Annotated in this window: 15 protein-coding genes and 3 pseudogenes; 10 read left to right on the top strand and 8 right to left on the bottom strand. The window is 56.2% G+C overall.

What is annotated here, in order from left to right; translation table 11 throughout:
- From P6U16_RS23625 to P6U16_RS28525, 5 genes and pseudogenes are all read right to left on the bottom strand, one after another.
- A complete protein-coding gene (locus P6U16_RS23625) occupies positions 1-678 on the bottom strand; it encodes an ABC transporter permease (protein ID WP_277704710.1) in 678 nt (225 codons plus the stop codon).
- Complete coding sequence (locus P6U16_RS23630) at positions 675-1,487, bottom strand: ATP-binding cassette domain-containing protein (RefSeq protein ID WP_277704711.1); 813 nt, start codon at positions 1,485-1,487, stop codon at positions 675-677. The genes P6U16_RS23625 and P6U16_RS23630 overlap by 4 nt, the downstream gene beginning before the upstream one ends.
- Before the next feature lie 251 nt (positions 1,488-1,738).
- A complete protein-coding gene (locus P6U16_RS23635) occupies positions 1,739-2,164 on the bottom strand; it encodes a hypothetical protein (RefSeq protein ID WP_277704712.1) in 426 nt (141 codons plus the stop codon).
- Positions 2,165-2,988: 824 nt separating this feature from the next.
- A complete protein-coding gene (locus P6U16_RS23640; protein ID WP_277704797.1) occupies positions 2,989-3,177 on the bottom strand; it encodes a helix-turn-helix transcriptional regulator in 189 nt (62 codons plus the stop codon).
- 24 nt (positions 3,178-3,201) lie between these two features.
- Positions 3,202-3,776 (bottom strand): annotated as a pseudogene (locus tag P6U16_RS28525) (AraC family transcriptional regulator); the annotation flags it as partial.
- A 356-nt stretch (positions 3,777-4,132) separates the two neighbouring features.
- Between P6U16_RS28525 and P6U16_RS23650 the strand changes: the two are divergent.
- Positions 4,133-5,170: a class I SAM-dependent methyltransferase gene (locus P6U16_RS23650; protein ID WP_277704713.1), complete on the top strand. Its 1,038-nt coding sequence runs from the start codon at positions 4,133-4,135 to the stop codon at positions 5,168-5,170.
- Between the two features lie 517 nt (positions 5,171-5,687).
- On the opposite strand, the gene P6U16_RS23655 is transcribed toward P6U16_RS23650, so the two are convergent.
- Entirely contained in the window at positions 5,688-6,167 is a 480-nt protein-coding gene (locus P6U16_RS23655) for a helix-turn-helix transcriptional regulator (RefSeq protein WP_277704714.1), read from the bottom strand.
- A 692-nt stretch (positions 6,168-6,859) separates the two neighbouring features.
- Positions 6,860-7,522 (bottom strand): thermonuclease family protein, encoded by a 663-nt coding sequence (locus tag P6U16_RS23660; RefSeq protein ID WP_277704715.1) that lies wholly within the window; start codon positions 7,520-7,522, stop codon positions 6,860-6,862.
- Between the two features lie 56 nt (positions 7,523-7,578).
- Here P6U16_RS23660 and P6U16_RS23665 point away from each other — a divergent pair, with 56 nt between their 5' ends.
- Positions 7,579-7,863, top strand: a complete 285-nt coding sequence (locus P6U16_RS23665) for a hypothetical protein (RefSeq protein WP_277704716.1) — start codon at positions 7,579-7,581, stop codon at positions 7,861-7,863.
- Between the two features lie 191 nt (positions 7,864-8,054).
- On the opposite strand, the gene P6U16_RS23670 is transcribed toward P6U16_RS23665, so the two are convergent.
- Positions 8,055-8,636, bottom strand: coding sequence for a hypothetical protein (locus P6U16_RS23670; protein ID WP_349017752.1), 582 nt, complete (start codon positions 8,634-8,636; stop codon positions 8,055-8,057).
- A 225-nt stretch (positions 8,637-8,861) separates the two neighbouring features.
- Here P6U16_RS23670 and P6U16_RS23675 point away from each other — a divergent pair, with 225 nt between their 5' ends.
- The 8 genes and pseudogenes from P6U16_RS23675 (at position 8,862) to P6U16_RS23710 (ending at position 15,832) form a co-directional block, all read left to right on the top strand.
- On the top strand, positions 8,862-9,728 hold the full coding sequence (locus P6U16_RS23675; protein WP_277704799.1) for a lytic transglycosylase domain-containing protein: 867 nt from the start codon (positions 8,862-8,864) through the stop codon (positions 9,726-9,728).
- An 18-nt stretch (positions 9,729-9,746) separates the two neighbouring features.
- Positions 9,747-10,085, top strand: coding sequence for a TrbC/VirB2 family protein (locus P6U16_RS23680; RefSeq protein WP_277704717.1), 339 nt, complete (start codon positions 9,747-9,749; stop codon positions 10,083-10,085).
- Positions 10,086-10,088: 3 nt separating this feature from the next.
- A pseudogene (locus tag P6U16_RS23685) lies at positions 10,089-10,387 on the top strand (VirB3 family type IV secretion system protein).
- 5 nt (positions 10,388-10,392) lie between these two features.
- Positions 10,393-12,806: pseudogene (locus tag P6U16_RS23690) on the top strand (VirB4 family type IV secretion system protein).
- A gap of 17 nt (positions 12,807-12,823) precedes the next feature.
- On the top strand, positions 12,824-13,885 hold the full coding sequence (locus tag P6U16_RS23695) for a lytic transglycosylase domain-containing protein (protein ID WP_277704800.1): 1,062 nt from the start codon (positions 12,824-12,826) through the stop codon (positions 13,883-13,885).
- Positions 13,886-13,895: 10 nt separating this feature from the next.
- Positions 13,896-14,597, top strand: a complete 702-nt coding sequence (locus P6U16_RS23700; RefSeq protein WP_277704719.1) for a type IV secretion system protein — start codon at positions 13,896-13,898, stop codon at positions 14,595-14,597.
- On the top strand, positions 14,587-14,799 hold the full coding sequence (locus tag P6U16_RS23705) for a hypothetical protein (protein WP_277704720.1): 213 nt from the start codon (positions 14,587-14,589) through the stop codon (positions 14,797-14,799). Before P6U16_RS23700 ends, P6U16_RS23705 begins: the two co-directional genes overlap by 11 nt.
- Before the next feature lie 7 nt (positions 14,800-14,806).
- A complete protein-coding gene (locus tag P6U16_RS23710; RefSeq protein ID WP_277704721.1) occupies positions 14,807-15,832 on the top strand; it encodes a type IV secretion system protein in 1,026 nt (341 codons plus the stop codon).
- The last annotated feature ends 30 nt before the right edge of the window (positions 15,833-15,862 follow it).

Genomic DNA, 15,862 nt, shown 5'->3' on the forward strand with positions numbered 1-15,862 from the left:
TCATTTTGCTATACGCACGCCGCGGCTGGCATGCCATTCGAGCAGCGCCAGGCCGACTAGGGAAACGGAGGTGAACGACAGATAGAGACCAGCGGCGATCGAATAGAAGGTCAGGGGGTCGTGGGTAGAGCCAGCGGCGACGCTGGTCTTGCGCATAAGATCTTCGAGCCCGACAACGGAGATTAACGCGGTGTCCTTCAGCAAGGTCAGCCACTGGTTCCCAAGCCCTGGCAGCGCATACCGCCACATTTGAGGGATGATCACGAGCCGCCACACCAGGAGTTTCGTCAGGCCAAGGGCTTTGGCCGCCTCAATTTGGCCCCCGGGTACCGCAAGAATTGCGGCCCTGAACACCTCGGTTGCGTATGCTCCGAAAACGATCGTCAACGAAAAAATGCCAGCGGAAAACGCGTCTACCTCGACATATCGGCCGCAAATCGCCGTCAACGCCACGGTGCCGCCAAAATAGAGAATGAGAATGATGAGCAGTTCAGGAACACCGCGAATAATGGTTGTATATCCAGCGGCAAGCCTGTTTAGACACCGATTGGGGCCAAGTTTCGCCAAGGCTCCGCAAAGGCCCACGGCTGATCCCAGCGCCAGGCTAGTGATTGCCACGTGAAGTGTGGTCACTGCCCCCAAAGCGATTTGTTCGCCGAAGCCCTGCAGGTCCATCATTGCCGGAACCCTTCACCCTGAACCGATAGGAATTGCCGGAAGCGCGCAGAGCTTGGATTTCCGAATAGCGCGTCAGGACTTCCCTCCTCTTCAATTCGACCCTGATGAAGAAACACGACCCGATCGGATACTTGCCGGGCAAACCCGAGTTCGTGTGTAACGATCAGCATCGTGCGCCCTTCGTCGGCAAGCGAGCGAATGATCTTCAGGACATCGCCGACAAGTTCGGGATCAAGGGACGACGTCGGCTCGTCGAAAAGCAGGATTTCCGGATCCATGGCCAGCGCTCGCGCGATGGCAATGCGTTGCTGCTGGCCGCCGGAGAGCTGCGAGGGATAGGCATGACGTTTGTCGGCTAGGCCGACCTTCAACAAAAGTTCTTCCGCCCGAAGACAGGCTTCACGGTTGGAGATACCGAGAACGTGAATCGGAGCTTCGATTATGTTTGCAAGAACCGTCTTGTGTGACCACAGATTGAAATTCTGGAACACCATGCCAAGCTTCTTGCGTAGCTCGTTGATTTCCTTCCCGCCGGTCAACCCGCCCCGTATTTTCACTTGCCGTCCAGAAACCCAGATCTCCCCCGCATTTGGCTCCTCCAGAAAATTCAGGCAGCGCAGGAACGTGCTTTTTCCTGAACCGCTGCTGCCGAGGATGGAGATGACGTCGCCACGCTGAGCCTGGAGGGACAGACCCTTGATGACTTCGAGGTGGCCGAAGCGCTTTTTCAAATCGACCACGCAGAGTGCTGCGGTCGTCGTCTCAGATTGAACCGGTTCGCAATTCTCGGCGGCAGGCTTGGTGTTCACTGGAAAGATCCTCGGCTGTCTTTTGTCGAGGATGCAATGTCTAAGGCGCTCGCGCTTGCAGCGGTTTGATACGACTGCGCGATCTGATCATGAAATCATGCGCCGGATTTCTTGCGCCAGGCGCGCCACAGCGGATCCCAGCGGGTGGCCAGGAGGCGTTCGAACCAATCCGGATTGCACGACCTCGCACTAGACCCGCGGGCGACATAGGGTGAGAACAATTGCGCCGGCTGCAAGGAGGACACCGAATGTCAAAAAAACGTAGAGGGCGGGATGTCGTCTGCCAGTGCGGCAATGGCGCCGAAGAGAATTAAGCCAAGCAAAACCCCGACGCCGTGAACCGCACCTTTTGCCCGGCCCAAGGTCGACCAGGGGACGATGGACTGTAGGATGACCTCAACGCCCACTCTGCCAAGATTGTACAATACGCCCAGGATCGCGAACGCAACGAGCACCGATGGCAGATCCAAAATTTTGAGAAGAGTGAAGAACATTGCGGTCAACGCGAGGACCGCTAGTTGCAGAGTGTGAATTTTAACAACGCGGATCAGTGGCACGAGAAGGAGGACACCCAGGATGGAACCGGCAGACCAAGCGCTTTCAAGTTGGCCAAAGTCAATTGCATCTCCTCCCAGCTCTTCAAGAATGAAGCTTGGGCCGACAACGCTGATTAGCATTCCCCGGTAAACAGAAATGCATAGACGGCACCGAGATAGACCAAGCGCACGTCCAAATGAAACTTAGGATATATGGGATCGGCGTCGCAGCGTTGGGTTACAACCTGCTCTCGCCTGACAAAGAGCATGCATAAGGACGACAGTGTAAACGCCACGGCCATGGCCGCGAAGGTAATCGCAGGTGTGGAAGCGTACAGCAGAAGCCCAGTTAACGATGCTGCACAAAGGCTTCCAGATTGCGTAAGGAAAAACACCGCGGAGTTCGCTGTGGTTAATGCAAATCCCGATCCTACTGATGGTATCATGCATTGGGAGGCCGTAAGTGCGATCCGATCTGAGGTCGCGAACAGGACCGCTGACAACCAGATAACCCAAAGAGGATCATTCGCAATCAGCAAGAAGGCGACTGACGACGCACCCACAAACCGGACGGCATCCGCAGCCGCGTACAGTACGCGACGATCATAACGGTCTGACATCCATCCGGCGACCGGGCTTGCTACCAGTTCCGCTACGCTCACAACCGCAAAGAAAGCCGCGACAGCTGGGCTACCGTGACCCGACACCACCAGAATCCAGGCAGACGCTATTTGATATGCGTTTCGCCCCACCGCCGAAGCAAAAACACTTGCGAGAAACCAATGGAAAGAACGATGTCCGTGACTTGTCGGCCCGGAAACTGCGACAGAAGCTGGTAGACGCATATGGCGATCTTCGCTGGTGGAGCTTCTAGAGAAGTAGACGAGTGCCTCCTGCCCCGCTTTCGAAATCAGGCCAAACTTCCCAAATTGTGCCAAAATCACTGCGCAGTGCCATTAACAACGTCACCCGCGCCGAAATTCAGTCGGACTTGCGCCGAAGGCGCGCTTGAATGCGACCGTAAAGTGACTTGAACTTGCGAAACCGCATTCGAGAGCAACTTCAGTCGCGGAGAGATTCGATGCTCGAAGTAGATCGGCCGCACGCTGAAGGCGATGTTCTGCAACATAGGTGTAGGGGTCTTCCCCGTCGATTGTTTAAATGCGCGGAAGAAATGGCGACGACTAATGCCCACTTCGTGAGCAAGTTCGTCAAGACTTGGTGGGTTCGCCGTTCGAGACTTGATGATGGCTATGACGCGATTGAGTTCGAATGGTGGTAAACCACCCTTGGCTGGCTCGGCACCCAGCCCATTCAATCTGAGAAGTTGCACGAATAGCTGGGTAACTTGGCTCTCCACCATGATGACGCTGATTGAATCGGGACTTTTGACTTCCGCGCCGATCTTCTCCAAGGACGCTTCGATCGGAGCGTTGCGAAACCCAATCGCTGGTTGCAGTTCCATGATATATCCGGGGCCAATCGACCGCTCAACGAATGCTGGATCCACCGACACGAACAGATAAGAACCCGTGGGATCACCCTCGTCCCATCCCGTCCACTCGCAGTGTGCTGGCACGAAAACGACGGAGCCAGGCCCCCTGGGCGTGAAGGCAACGCGGCGCCCTTCAACGAAATCTTCACCCGCTCTTGCCTTGCCTTTGAGATTGATCAGAAAGACGTGACGCTCGGGTGCCAGTCGCGTTTCCTGGCGGGACAAACCAGTTCGCTTGACAATGTCCGCCCGCACCATTCCCCAGTCGACATGATGATGAATTAGGGAATTATGATCAGAACGACGAACCTCATCGGGTTGGAAGCCATGCGATTCCTTCAAGGAAGCTATTCCTTACTCGATAATCCGCTCCAGAAGATATCATCACCGCGAGTTGCCAAACAATCCTGGATTAACCCACGGTTGGCGGATGATGGCACTTTCATGAAAATGCGGCATTGCAAATGAAAGCGGACCTTCGAACTCTATCGTACCACCTCGTTGTATGGCGGTGTGCGGTGTTTGAAAGGGTCAACTCGATACGATCATTACTGAATTTCTTCCATCCCACTGCCGGTGTCGTACTTTCGATTGTCTTTCTGAGGAATGTTGCAATGCAAAAAATCGATGACTTTTTCACCGAATGCGACCTTGGACCACGTTTAAATCAATTGGCCGGTTTCTTTAACGAGACTGCAGCCGGGCAAAGTGGAGTGCCAATCCGCAAGCCCGTCATAGACACCCGCCTCTTGCCCACCGATCCTCTCCTTTATCGGCTAATAGAGTTGCACGCGCGCCGCCAAGGCAATTTCGACCAGCATTACCACGGCAGCATCCCGTATCGCTTGGAGGAGGAGTGCCGCATGGCGCATGCACTCCTGCGCTACGCCGAACTTAACTCGACCCACGTCTCGCTGTACAGCCTCGGCACCGCTGAAGGCACGATGGCGCGCACCCTTTCCGAATTGAGCCGCGGAAAAATCCAATCTCTATCGTGCAGTCCCAGCGAAGAAAACTACAGGTGCTTTATGGCGTTCGGCGAACCGCCGCACGCTCACTTCTTCCTCGGTCCATTTCATCGGGTGACAAAGGACTATCTCCGCTCGCAAGAAACGCTCCAACAGTTCTCGGGAGGTTTCGACTTCATCCTAGAAGACACCACGTTCCAGATGTACTCTCCCAATCGACAAAGGCAGATCGAGTTTGTCGCAGGTCATCTCAACGAAGACGGCATTCTCCTGTTCATGGAGAAATTTCGCGCTGCAGATCCCGATGACTATGCGGCGCGAGAGTCCCAAAAGGATTTCGGCTTCAAAACGCGGTATTTTGGGCTCGCGGAAATTCAACGCAAATCGAGAGTGGTTCTCTCCACAATGCACGAGTGCGAGGTCACCTTGGCGGAGATGGCCAACGCCGTTTATGCACATTTCCGATACTGTGTCGTGACGTGGAACAGCGGGAACTTCTACGGCCTTGCGGCAAGCAACAGTAAGCAAAATCTCCGGCGCTACCTTTCCCAAATGGTTCATCCCGCCATACCGGCCGAATATGTGTATGACCCGGAGCCCTATACCGAGTTGGCGACATGGATGGGAGCTGGGGAGTACGGAGCACGCCGGGCGGCGCAGAAACACGAAAGGAAGAGCGGATGACGATACGCTCTCAACCTTGCAAGCGCGAGATTTACGACTGCTACGGAAGCACATTCATGTCGGTGGCTGAGCATCATGCGCGATCCCTTGCGGAAGTAGAATTTGCTAAGCGCGACCAAATGGATAGAAATGTCGCCACTGATGTTCTAGCGCGAGCGCTAACAAATGAGGCAAGGTTGAGAATTTCCTTGATTAGATGGCAACCTTCTTCAGTCCACGAAGCGCAGACCAAACTCCTATATTTGGTTCATTTTCTTGCAGAAACCCGATCGTCATTCGATACGTCAACGATGTCTGAGCTAGAAAGCTCTATCGCGCATCTTCTTCGCTGAAGACCGCATTCTCATCGAACATGTGGAGCCTTTATAGGATTTGACAAATTGACCCCGTTACAATTCATACAAAGACTAGCGATATAGGCTCCAATGGAATTGAACTCTTTTGATCCGGGAAACAGTGGCGGTGACTTGTGTCTTGGTTGATCATCTGCGATGACTGCCGAACCAACCTAAGGCTGTTATTTCTTGGATCTTGTGGTCTCATCTTGCAAAACTGCCACCGTCTCCAAGAGCGTGACGATCGACGACATTGTTTCCGACGGAAGATCTTCCAGCATCTTCATCATCCGGAATCTTGTCTCGGCCTCTTTGTCAGTCGCGCCCCATAGGTGGGGCGCCGCCGAGTAAAGCATCGTAAGGGGCGACACCCCAAGAACCTCACTCAGATGAATCATCCTGCTGACATGCATCTTCGATGAGTTGCGCTCGTACCGGCCGTATACCTGCTCACTCAAGCCGACAAGGGTGGCAAGCTCCGCTCTGCTAAGATCCCTTTGCTGGCGACAGTTCCGAAGTGCCTCGCCCACTTTCGTATCGAGACCTTCGAACGTCACAATACCATCGAATCCCTCACGTCTATAGACAGGCTTCTCATTTTCGGGATCCGATGTCTTCACCAGCCCCAACTCAGCGATGTGACCGTCCAATTTCGTCGTCATATTTTATCCCAAACCGCAACGCACGGAGTCATACATTACGATGTGGTCGAATGGCTATCCACTTCGTGTGGCGCTTCGAAAGTCATTGCGTAATTGAGCCGGTTTTGCATTATTGTTGCAAACTGAACCAGAACCGGTTCACCTCTCCCGTGATCTCGTCTCTGATGTCAAAGAAGTGGGGGTCGCGTCGCAGCGGCCGCCGCTTGTATTCCCTATACACGCATCTATCGTTGGCAGCGAAAACGCGAGTGACACCATCTACGGTCGTTTCAGTACGACTACCCCGGGTGTCGGAAAAGCTGTATCCGCTTTTACATCTCACTACTCTACGCATGCACCGTGATGGCTCCCGCAAAAACCCGCTACTCCGAGCGCGGTCTTCAGCGGCGGCCGCCGTCCATCCCACCGGGCATTCTGCGTATTTTTCATAACCGGGCTTGCCGGCGCCACCTTCCGGGCAGGTGGGCCAGGAGAACCCTGGTTTCTTCATGGCCGAAATCAATCTTTCCATAGGCGCGTGACAGGTGTCTACACCGCGCCAGGATGGGTTGGCTGAGGCGGCGCAAAGCAAGACCTCACACCCCCATTCACTTGCTTGCGCAGACACTGTGAACGAACCGAGGAAGGAAACTGAGAGCATTAGGAGGAGGGCATATTTCATGGCGATCACCCGTGTTGTTGTCAGTCAAAAACTACCGGTCCCGACGCGCCGGCTGACGGCGCATGTCCGCAAACGGCGGCGAGATGCCACTCCGGCGCTCGGATAGAAGATTGAGGTCAGCCAACGGCCGACGGCCTGTCGTTTGGTCGATGGCCTTGCGACGCCACTCGGTCATGTCGAGAACATAGGTCGCCCACATCCCGTTGCGGGCCGCGACAGCGTCGCCTTGTGCCTCAGAATATCCATTGTCATTCCCAAATGGTGTTGTCAGTCTTGCCCATCCAACGCGCAGCATTTCGTGAGCGAGATCCCGACCAGCGGCGCTGCATTTGCCGCTCACAACGCCTGATTTGGCCCGAAAGCCAACGCTGCATCTGACGACGCGGTTGCCAATGGTGCGCTTCAACCAAGCCTTCGCTAGGGCACCACAAGGAACTGGGGTAAGAGAACCATCGCGGGGGTGGGTGCTCTTGGGATCAAAGGCCCATTGTGGCAGCTCACAGCCTTCAATTTGGCTGAGCCGGACAAGTTGGCGGGCAGAGGCAAACCAAAGTGTGCGACCGTCTATCACAGCTACACGCCCCTTTACGATACTGCGGCCGGCAGCCATCTGATTATCCATCAAATCGGCCGCCCTGGCCTGACCGGGAACCAAAAGCAAAACGGAAACCGCGAACGTCACCTTCCTGATCATGGGGCGCTCCTGGACTTTTTCGCGGCATGGCTCAAAAGCCTCGCCGGGTGCTGAACATGCTTGAACTGCCAAAGCCCTCTCCGCTGCTCGCGTGCTTCCTCTTCTGCGACCGCGTATGGCGCATGGACGGGCAGTCCATCAGTTGTCAGGCTTGCAAAGCCATAGCCCTCTATGATCATCATCGTTGCGAGATCAAGCCGCTGGTTCCCGACTTGGGCGTAGCAGACGACGAAGGTCAGATCGCTCTGTTCAGCTACCGGGCTGCAGACTGGGTTAGTGTCCCTGATAAACGCGGCCAAGACCGCGATCGACGCTTCACCGCAATCGCGCCGGATTCCTGACCGGTCTGTATACGCCGTGCCCCGCAAGCAAGACTGGAGCCCGTAGAGCCGAACACGCCGACCTTGAGAAACAACAGTATCTCCCGTCTCAAATATGACGCCTAGCGTGAGTTGGAAAAGGCCGGCGGGCCCCGCCTTCACTCCTGTCGCCGAGAGGCAAGCGGCAATTGCGCTTTTGATTAGGACTTGTCTCATTGGGCCTGCACCCTTGGATCAGCCCACATGCCGAAACCGCGCCGGCCAGCTCTTTCAGCATCCGCCAGGTCTGGCCGCATCAAAGTACCGTCCCGTTTTTTTGACAGTCGAAGGGCACCGAGCGACACCAGCTGCTCCTCAAGATTATCGACTGCGTCCAAAGAGCCTGGAAAATTGTAATATCCAAAGCAGGTTGCGTCCTGTAGGCGGGCATTTCCCTCGGTCAGGAATGCGCGGCAGAAGATCACCTTGGCCGATGTCAGCAAAATATCGAGCTGGTCACGGGCGTAGTCACCACAGCGACCTGCGAAACCTTCCTTCCGATTGACCATCTCGCCCAGGCACGGCTCTAGCCCATACAGGTGCAGGTCGACTTCGGCATCGACCACAATATCCACCGGCGACTTTGCACGAAATCCAGTCGGCGAAGCGAACCCCTTACGGTCAATGACCTTTCCGTCGGGGTTATAATATTCGATCACCAGAACGGCTTTTCCGGGGGCTGCCAGCGATTTCACATAGGCGGGATCGATTGCCCCGCCAGCCCATGCATGGGCGGCAAAGAGAATGACAGGCAAAGCGAGAGCACTTCGAGGCTCCGAAAAGATTGTTACCCTTTGTGTTATCATTTCTACAGCCACCGAATGCATTTTTTGGCTTTTCAACTCACTTCTTTCGATGTAACTATGAACATGTTGAGTAACAGATTCAACTAAAATCTGCACACCAAATTTCAGAACCTCGATCAACGGCGAGCGCCGGCTTAATCGGGACACGAATTTAGGAGGCGAACCTTGAGATCGATGAACACAAGAGTATTGGCCGCCATCCCTTTGCTCGCGTTCACACCGAGCAACGTGCAATGCTTTGATATTTCGCGCTTTTCTGGAGAGGATCTGCTCTCGATCGAGGCAAAAACCTTCCCCACTCATCAAGGCGCTTCGAGCTTCCAAAGGGATTTCACGCTGGATTCAACTGGCGCGCTGGCCAAGCCAGATGGCGGACACGATATGAACATAACTAGGTTTGATATTGCCACCGACTCCTTGGCAGACGCGGATCCGGCGGTGCATTCACAAGGCATCACGACACCGAAGAAAATGAACACATCTTATTCTAATTTCGTCGAGCCAAGAGCGCTTTCGACCGAATGCGGTCCCTCTCCTATGACGCCGGCGGAAATTGAGAATCTTGTCGGCACGACCGCGGCAACCTATGGCGTCGATCCAGGGTTTGCCCAGGCGATCGCTTGGACCGAAAGCCGTTTCGATCAGGTCCGCAATAGTCAGAAGGGCGCGCGCGGACCGATGCAGCTGATGCCCGACACCGCATCGGATCTTGGTGTGCGGGACACGTGTGATCCGGCATCAAACATCGACGGCGGTGTCCGTCATCTCAGAGCGCTCATCAACGAATTCAAGAATCCGCTGGTTGCGGCGGCCGCCTACAACGCCGGCAGCCGCGCTGTCTACGAGAATGGCGGCATCCCGCCGTATGCTGAAACGATCCGTTACGTCGCCTCTGTGATCAACCGCCAACTGGGACTGCAACTGCAGGGCCTGCGGCGCGGAGCGTTATCCAGGAATACTGGACCGCTTTCGCAGCAGCGGGCCAGCGATGTCATCGGCACGCGACGTACCCAGTTCGTCAACGGCGTCATGCATTTCTAAACGAAGAGGAGAGGCAAAATGAAAGTCATCCCATTCCACCGGCATACGAAGACGCTACGGCTCGCTACGGTCGTGTCCATCATCGCGATCTCCCAAGTGGCGATCGCAGGTGTCGCCATGGCGCAGGCCACCAACCAGGCATTTGCCCCACTTCAGACGGTCGTGCAGGCTGTGGTCGACTTCATTACCGGGCCGTTCGGCCGACTGGTTGCCATCATCGCCGTCATCTCCCTTGGTTTCCTGGCTTTTGCCGGTCGTCTCAGCTGGTTCACGGCTGGCGCAGTCGTGCTTGGCATTGGCCTGGTATTTGGAGCACCCGCGATTGTTGACCAGTTGATGTCGACCGTTGGGAACTGACCGATGGCAGAGTTTGAAGACGACAAGCCGGTCCTCACCCCCTGATCATCGGTTTGACCCGGTCGCCGACGCTTTGGGGCGTCCCGTATATGGCCGTCGTCATCGTCATCGGCCTGACAATCATTGCCTGGCTCGCCACGAACACGGTTTGGGCGCTGCTGACGGCACCTGTCTCGTACGTGATCCTTTTCACACTATGCACTTGGGACAGCAGGATCCTAGACGTGCTGCAAGTCGCAACACGTCTGACGCCCAAGACCCCGAACAGATCATTCTGGGGTGCCAACTCTTACGGACCGTGACGATCATGCTGAAGCTCATTCGAGAAGAACTGGGGTTTGGAAGCAAACTCAACGGCGAAAAGCCAATGGCGAAGCATATCCCCTACCTGAGGCATGTCGCCGACACGGTCGTCAAGCTGGAGAGTGGCGCATTGCTTTCGATCATTCGCCTCAATGGGCTGTTTTTTCAGACTGAGGATCAGGCCGAACTCAATATGCGATCCGTTGTGCAAAACACGATGATCAGGGCGCTCGGGTCCAGCCGTTTTTCTCTTTGGTCGACCGTGATCCGGCGTCAGGTCGAGAGCGACCTCGACGGCGATTTCACTGACCCATTCTGTGACCTGCTCAATCGACGCTACATGGCGCAATTGAGCGAAAAGCGCATGTTCACCAACGAACTTTATTTAACCGTCATACGGTCCGGAATGCGCGGTGCTCTGGCAGTCGGGGACAAGACGCGACGTCTTTTCGACAAGGCAGGGTCGCGCGATGCGGCGAACGACCAGCTGCGAGAAGAGGTCAGTGAGCTCGAAGAACTTGTTGGAAACATCTGCAAGGATCTCCAGAAATACGCTGCCCGGCCGCTCAGTATCGTGCATCGCAATGACGAACCCTATTCTGAGCCGTGCGAGTTCTTCCAGACGATCCTGAGCTGCGGCATTCCCCGCCGCATGCGCTTGCCCCGGATGAGCATTTCCAACTACGTCGGGAGCTCGCGCCTGCATTTCTCTCGGCGGACCATGCAGGCGCAGGGACCGGTGAAAGAGGATGATCGTTTCGGGGCGATGCTGTCGATCAAGGAGTACCCTCCCTTCACCGGCCCCGGCATGCTGGACGGTTTGTTGCAGGTGAATCACGAATTCGTCCTGACCCAGTCCTTCACCATCACCGACAAGCCAATCGCCCAGGAGCGTATTTCGCGTCTGAAGCGGCAGATTGCGGCCTCAGATGAGGCCGGCAGCGATGTCGAAAACGATATCGACTTTGCACTGAACAGCCTGTTGAACCAGGAGGCTGTGTTTGGTCTCCACCACATGACCCTGTTGTGCCTGTCGCGCGATCTCGATGGGATCAACAAATCCGTATCCGACCTCGGCGCCTGCCTGACCGACATGAATATGAACTGGTTACGGGAGGATCTCAATCTGGAGGCCGGCTTCTGGGCGCAGCTTCCCGGCAACCATAGTTACATCGCCCGGAAGTCCCTGCTTTCCAGCGCCAATTATGCCGGTCTGTCTTCGATGCATAACTTTGCCAGCGGACAGACGGAAGGCACGCATTGGAATACGCCGATCACCATTCTGGAGACGACCAGCCAGACACCCTACTGGTTCAATTTTCACCGTAGGGATATAGGCCATTTCCTGGTGACGGGTCCGACGGGCTCCGGCAAGACCGTCGTCTTGACGTTTCTGCTGGCGCAGGCATTTCGTGTTCGACCCGCCCCGAAAGCCGTTTTCTTCGACAAGGACCGGGGCGGCGAGATTTTCGTGCGCGCCATGAACGGTGCTTATGAGGTGCTAACACCTGGCACCTCGTCCGGGTTCAATCCACTACAGCTGGAAAACAATGGCCCCAACCGCGAATTCCTGCTTCGCTTACTCAAGGCCATGCTTCATCACGGTGACGGCAACGCCTTCGACCAGGAGGAGGAAGACATTCTCGAAAGGGCGCTGTTGCGGCTGATGCAGGAGCCGGCAGCGCAACGAAATCTTGCAAACCTCTCCGGTCTATTGATCGGCCGCGCCCGCGCCGGGTCTAATGACCTGAGCGCTAGGCTGAGACCTTGGATCGACGGCGAGAAAGCTTGGCTGTTCAACGCCCAGCACGATGTCCTTACCTTCTCCGAGCGACAGGTGTTCGGGTTCGACATGACCAGCATCCTCGACAACGAGGAGCTCAGGACGCCGGCCCTCATGTATATTTTCCACCGACTGGACGAGCTTCTCGACGGCAGACCGGTGATGATCTTCATGGACGAAGGCTGGCGCCTTTTGCGGGATACGACGTTCAGCGACTTTATCGTCGACAAGATGAAGACGATCCGCAAGCTGAACGGCATCGTCGGCTTCGGTACCCAGTCGGCAGCTGACATTGCCCGGGCGCCCGCATCGCACACGTTGATCGAGCAGTCGTCGACCAATATCCACTTTCCCAATCCGCGTGCGGACGAAGAAAGTTACATCAGGCGCTTCGGCCTGACGGTGAAGGAGTTCAACTTCATCCGAACGACACCCCGGAAAAGCGGACTTTCCTGATCAAGCACGGCAATGACAGCGTCATTGCAAGGCTTGCTCTCGACGGGATGCCGGACATGGTGAAGGTCTTGTCCGGCCGCAAGGAAAGTGTCGAGGAATGCGCGCGCCTTAGAGATGCGCTGGGTGATGATCCTCTCGCCTGGCTTCCTCCATTCTGCGGATGGGAGGTATGGCCATGAAGCGTTTTGCCCTTCCCATGTTGGCTGTCGCGGTGTTCGAGGTTCCGGGTCTTGCCTGGGCCGACGTCCCTGTTATCGACGATACAATTCTGCAGGAAGACACCGCGCGCGACGAGACGACGCGCAAAATCGAAACGACCGACATGGACCGTCACACCATCAACACCTCGGTCACCTGCTCCATGTACCGGCCATCCCGGCGGAACGATCCGGTTGGTGCGGCGCAGCAGAACTCAGAAATCTCCGGGCTCGTCCGCCGTGTCGCACGAGAAGAGGGCGTCAACGAAAACGAGTTTCTGGCGTTGGTTTATCAGGAGAGCCGGTTCAACCCTTGCGCCAAATCCGGCATGGGCGCCACCGGCCTGGCGCAATTGATGCCTGGGACTGCGACCGAACTCGGTGTGAACGAGAACAATATCGAGGAGAACCTGCGTGGTGGTGCCCGATACTACAAGCGGCAGCTGCGCCGCTATAGTGGCAACGTGGCCCTAGCCCTTGCCGCCTATAATTCCGGCGCAGGCAACGTCAACAAATATGGCGGGATTCCTCCCTTCAAGGAAACACAGGGATACGTGCGCGGCATCACGCAGGACTGGCTTCCGGCCTTCGGCGGATCCGACAAATCGGGCATTCCACTGAATTTTGGTGGTGGCGAGACCGCTTATACCGGCATGCGAAACTCCACGCTCAACGCCATGGGCACCACCACAGCCACCGGCGAAAGCCTCTCGAACGTGGGGAGCTGGTACCAGCAGCTGGCGGGCCTCCAGACCGGAACCATTCAAGATAGCTGGGACCACAATTCCACGGTGCGTAACGCCAACCTGGAAATGATGAACAACGCCCTCAAGCTCTCAACCGCCATGGCCGACCTCATCAACGCGCGAAACGCTGTCACGACGTCAAACCTGTCGAGCTCCTCGCAATCGGCATCAAACGACAAGGACGAAGACAAGCCCAAGGACACCACTGGTCTCTGCGATCCAAAACTGAACCTCATCTGGGATCCCGAGCAACGAGTCTGCATCGAAAAACGCGAAGCCGCCTCCAACGTGCGGCTGTTGCTGCAACCACAATAGGAGCAAAACCATGAAACTATTGAAAGTGACTGCTGCGCTCTCCCTTTTGCCGCTTGGCGTCGCCCATGCCGATGTGCCGGTGATCGACAAGAAAAACTACGAGATCGCCAAAGAAACAGCGGCCACGACCACAAAGATCCTCGAGACCAATTCAAACATTTTGAAAACTGTCGAGGACACCCTGAAGGCCGTGACCGGTGACAGAGGCAGCACATCTCAACCGCTGCAGAACCTCGCCATCGGCCAGGGTTTCAGTGTTGCTTCGATGCCTTCCCTCGACAGCCTCATCAAGGACGGCGTTCCCGACTTCGGCAATGTGAGTGGCGACATTTCCAAAGTAGTGACGACGTTCATCAATGGCCTGCAGTTGGTGAAGTCCCTGTCCGGTGAGGAAAACAGCGATTTCTCCGGCGACAAATCCTACGAGCACCTGGTCAACACCGTGTTTGGCGTTTCCGCGCTAATCAACGGATCGCAAAAGGCCACCCAAACGCGACGCAGTGCTCTCGAGGCGGCCGGGCAGAAGATCGGCACGGCCGAGGACATCAAGGGATCTATCGACCAGAATACACAGTTGCAGGTCCAATCCGGCCTGACCCTCAACGAGATGATTGGCGTCATGAACGGGGCGGTCTCATCCCTTCAGGCGGATAATCAACGGCGCCTGACCGACATCTCCAACACCAAGAAAGCGCTCGCCTATGGCGATTGATCGCACGACCAGCCGTCTGCCCTTTGGTGTCCTGTTTGCAACGGTTCTGCTCACCAGCTGCGGAACCGTCAAGGAAAAGACCGCCCCATGCAAGCGACCGGCGGAACTGAGGTCCTTTGCAGAAGATCGCCGGCAAGACTGTGGGCCGATGCGCAGCGTGAACGACCCAGCCGCCGCCTTTGCTGCGATCGGGTTTAGATAGGGGCGCTATGGAAGATTTTCTGGGCGACCTGCTTCAGCGAATTGAGGATTCGGGAACGACGTTTTCCGAGCAAGCCTACACTGTCGTCGGACAGGAGGTCTTGCCCCTCCTACAGCTTATGCTCGTCGCCTATGTGTCCTACTACGGCTTGCAGCTCTTTCTTGGAACAGCGCGTATCGGCGTTTCGGAGATTGTCGGCCGCATCGTCCGCATGATGATCATTCTCGCACTCGTCAGTTCTTGGGCGAACTTCAACAATCTGCTTTATCAATGGATCAACGATACGCCCGAGGATGTTGGACGAGCGATCCTGGCTGCCTCCGGCACGGGCATCACCGAACCCACCAACGGACTTTCACAGATCTGGCGCACAGCCAACCAGGCGGCGTCCGCATTTGCAGAGCAATCGGGGTATTTCTCGATCCTTCCCAGCATGATCGGCGTGCTGATCATGGTTGGCGCGGGAGTTTTCATCGCCGTCGCGTTGGCGATCCTGATCCTGGCCAAGGTCATGCTGTGGGTGCTGATCGGAACCGCGCCGATTTTCATCGCCTGCATGCTGTTTGAGAGAACTCGCGGCTATGGCGTCGGCTGGTTCAACCAGGTTCTCACCTACGCGCTGATCCCGCTGTTTATCTATGTCGTAGCATCTTTCCTGATCGCCGCGATGAATCCCGAGTTGGCAAAGATTGATTCCGCCAGCGGTTCCAGAGTCCTCACGCTCGCCGATATTGCCGGCTTCCTGCTCCTCTGCGCCGCCGGTGCCTTCGTCATGCTTTACGTGCAGTCGATTGGCCAGGGCATCGCCGGCGGTGTTTCATCTGGCGTTGGATCATTCGGGATCGGAATGGCCAAGAGGTTCGGCATCACCGCTCCGTGGGCAACCGCTCGCGGAGCAGGTGCGGTTGGTCGCTCGGCGTACCGCGGCGGTCGAGCCCTTCGCGCGCGGTACAAATCCGGTGGTGACGATGACAGTTCCGGTACCAAGACCGCCATGCAGACGAAGATCACGCAAAACAGTAGGCCGGCATAAGCTGGTGCCACAAATTCAAAGGGCATGACG

The organism is Rhizobium sp. 32-5/1 (assembly GCF_029537235.1).
Lineage (GTDB): Bacteria > Pseudomonadota > Alphaproteobacteria > Rhizobiales > Rhizobiaceae > Pararhizobium.

What these genes read in the sequence shown, in the direction of transcription:
- P6U16_RS23665 (WP_277704716.1), top strand. Translation starts at nt 7,579, where the DNA reads ATGCTTGAACTGCCAAAGCCCTCTCCGCTGCTCGCGTGCTTCCTCTTC.
- P6U16_RS23695 (WP_277704800.1), top strand. Translation starts at nt 12,824, where the DNA reads ATGTTGGCTGTCGCGGTGTTCGAGGTTCCGGGTCTTGCCTGGGCCGAC.
- P6U16_RS23650 (WP_277704713.1), top strand. Translation starts at nt 4,133, where the DNA reads ATGCAAAAAATCGATGACTTTTTCACCGAATGCGACCTTGGACCACGT.
- P6U16_RS23700 (WP_277704719.1), top strand. Translation starts at nt 13,896, where the DNA reads ATGAAACTATTGAAAGTGACTGCTGCGCTCTCCCTTTTGCCGCTTGGC.
- P6U16_RS23655 (WP_277704714.1), bottom strand. Translation starts at nt 6,167, where the DNA reads ATGACGACGAAATTGGACGGTCACATCGCTGAGTTGGGGCTGGTGAAG.
- P6U16_RS23710 (WP_277704721.1), top strand. Translation starts at nt 14,807, where the DNA reads ATGGAAGATTTTCTGGGCGACCTGCTTCAGCGAATTGAGGATTCGGGA.
- P6U16_RS23680 (WP_277704717.1), top strand. Translation starts at nt 9,747, where the DNA reads ATGAAAGTCATCCCATTCCACCGGCATACGAAGACGCTACGGCTCGCT.
- P6U16_RS23660 (WP_277704715.1), bottom strand. Translation starts at nt 7,522, where the DNA reads ATGATCAGGAAGGTGACGTTCGCGGTTTCCGTTTTGCTTTTGGTTCCC.
- P6U16_RS23625 (WP_277704710.1), bottom strand. Translation starts at nt 678, where the DNA reads ATGATGGACCTGCAGGGCTTCGGCGAACAAATCGCTTTGGGGGCAGTG.
- P6U16_RS23675 (WP_277704799.1), top strand. Translation starts at nt 8,862, where the DNA reads ATGAACACAAGAGTATTGGCCGCCATCCCTTTGCTCGCGTTCACACCG.
- P6U16_RS23635 (WP_277704712.1), bottom strand. Translation starts at nt 2,164, where the DNA reads ATGCTAATCAGCGTTGTCGGCCCAAGCTTCATTCTTGAAGAGCTGGGA.
- P6U16_RS23705 (WP_277704720.1), top strand. Translation starts at nt 14,587, where the DNA reads ATGGCGATTGATCGCACGACCAGCCGTCTGCCCTTTGGTGTCCTGTTT.